Annotated in this window: 3 protein-coding genes; 2 read left to right on the forward strand and 1 reads right to left on the reverse strand. The window is 72.3% G+C overall.

The annotated features are described in order from the left end of the window. Positions 1 to 741, forward strand: a 741-nt coding sequence (locus ACFU99_RS41155; protein WP_384403176.1) for a hypothetical protein, incomplete at its 5' end; no start/stop codon positions are given. Positions 742 to 756: 15 nt separating this feature from the next. Here ACFU99_RS41155 and ACFU99_RS41160 read toward each other — a convergent pair. Beyond that, positions 757 to 2,046, reverse strand: a complete 1,290-nt coding sequence (locus ACFU99_RS41160; protein ID WP_384403179.1) for a cytochrome P450 — start codon at positions 2,044 to 2,046, stop codon at positions 757 to 759. Positions 2,047 to 2,098: 52 nt separating this feature from the next. Between ACFU99_RS41160 and ACFU99_RS41165 the strand changes: the two genes are divergently transcribed. Further along, the coding region (locus ACFU99_RS41165; RefSeq protein WP_384403182.1) for a PaaI family thioesterase at positions 2,099 to 2,294 on the forward strand (196 nt) is incomplete at its 3' end.

Consider the following 2,294-nt stretch of genomic DNA (forward strand, 5'->3'; position numbering starts at 1 on the left):
GTCCTGACCCTGGCGATGGCCGCCGCGTGCGCCGTGGTCCTGACGATCACGGTGCTCAGACAGCGCAGAGTCGGCGAAGACGACGATCCGAGCGAGACGCCCGACGTCATCGAGTACATGACCATGATGGTCGGCGTGGTCTATGCGATCGTGCTCGGCCTGGCCATCGCCGGGGTGTGGGAGGCGCGGACGGCGGCGCAGGACGGGGTGCGCGTCGAGGCGCAGGCGCTGCACGAGGTGAGCGAGCGGGTCCAGGCGTACGCGCCGACGGCCCGCGACGCCACGCGCGAGGACGTGCACGCGTACGTCAGTTACGTGGTGCACAAGGAGTGGCCGCGGATGCTGGACACGGGCCAGTTGTCGGACCGTGGCTCCGAGCTGCTGGACAAGGTGCGCGAGGACGTGACCTCGTACGTACCGCGCGACGACCACGAGAACCAGTCGTACCAGCCGCTGCTGGACCAGGTCGGCGCGGTGGACGACGCGCGGGGCGAGCGGGCGCACAACGCCGGGGACACGATGCCCGGCGTGGTGTGGTTCGGGCTGGTCGTCGGGGCGGTGGTGGCCGTAGGGCTGATCTTCACCTTGCAGATCCGGCGCTCGGGGCGGGAGTTGCTGCTCGCCGGGATCTACAGCGCGCTCATCGCCTTCCTCCTCTTCCTGATCTGGGACTTCGACTCGCCGTTCGGCCATGCGGTGGGCGATGCGACGGGCCCGTTCACGGTCCTGTTCGCCGTCTGACGATTCGTCACCGAGTCAGCGCTCCGCTCGCCATCTGACGGGCAGGTGCTTGAGCCCGTTCTGGAAGTTGGAGGTCAGCCGGACGGGCTCCCCCGCCCGTTCGAGTCCGGGCAGCCGCTCCAGGGTGGCGCGCAGCATGGCCCGCAGCTGTACGCGCGCGAGGTGCGCGCCCAGGCACAGATGCGGGCCGTGGCCGAAGCTGACGTGGGGGCCGGGGGCGCGGGTGATGTCGAAGCGGTCGGGGTCGGGGAAGACGGACTCGTCCCGGTTGGCGGAGGCGTGGTAGACGACGACCTTCTCGCCGCGCCGGATACGTACTCCGCCCAGGTCGACGTCGCGGGCGGCGGTGCGCCGGAAGTCCATCACGGGCGGCCAGTAGCGCAGCAGTTCCTCGATGGCGGAGCCGGTGAGCGCGGGCTCCGCCACGAACCGCGCGCACTGCTCCGGGTGGTCGAGGAGGGTCAGCAGCGCGCCGGGGATGCCGTTGCGGAGCGTTTCGTTCCCGGCCACCGCGAAGAGGAAGAACATGTTCTCGAACTCCTCGCGGTCCAGCCCGCCCTCCCGCATGTGCGCCATCACGCTGCCGGGCCGGGGCGCCTCGGCCAGCGCGTGCGCGTACGCGAACATGTCGGCGAGCGCCGCGCGGGAGCGGGGGTTGACCGCGCTCCCGTCCGGCCGGGCCCGCAGCGCCGGGCGGACCGCGACGGCCGCACGGCCCATATCGCTGAGCCCCTCCCCATCACCCTTGCCGTACCCCGCATAATCTTCGTCCTGATAGCCGATCACCCGGCTGGACCAGTCGAACAGCAGCCGCCGGTCGCGCTCCGGCACACCGAGGACGTGGGCGAGCGTCCATACCGGCAGGTCGGCCGCCAGTTCCACGTAGTCGGCGTCGCCGTGCGCCGCGACGCCGTCGATCAGCGCGTGCGCCCGCGCCTCGATGACCTCCTCCAGTTCGCGCACGGCGCGCGGGGTGAAGGACGCCGCGACGATCCGCCGCAGCCGCGCGTGTCCGGGCGGGTCCTGGTTGAGCATCATGGACCGTACGAACGCCAGGTCGGCGGGGGTGTCGGGGTCGCGGATCTGGGTGGCGCCGAGGTGCGAGGAGTAGTCCTCGGGGGTGCGCAGCACGTGCCGGACGTCGGCGTGCCGGAAGACGGCCCAGAATCCGGGGCCGGCCGGCCAGGGCCCGTCGGCGGGCTCCTCGACGCGGCACACCGGGGCCGTGGCCCGCAGCTCGCGGAAGAGGTCGTAGGGCACGCCGCGGGCGTACGTCTCGGGCGCGAACACGTCGTCGGCACTCACGCCGCGACCGTACGGCGTTCCTCGGTGGCCGCGTCAAGGCCACAATGGCGCGATGACGCTGACGAACGAAGCCGCTGACAAGATCCTCGCCGATAACTTCGCCCCGTGGGTGCGGGAGCTGGGGCTGACCGTGACGGAGACGGGCGAGCGCCACGCGGTGCTGCGGCTGCCGTGGTCGGACGCGCTGGCGCGGGAGGGCGGCGCGCTGTCGGGGCAGGCGCTGATGGCCGCCGCCGACACGGCCACCG

Origin of the sequence: Streptomyces sp. NPDC057654, assembly GCF_042800135.1 — a bacterium.
Lineage (GTDB): Bacteria > Actinomycetota > Actinomycetes > Streptomycetales > Streptomycetaceae > Streptomyces.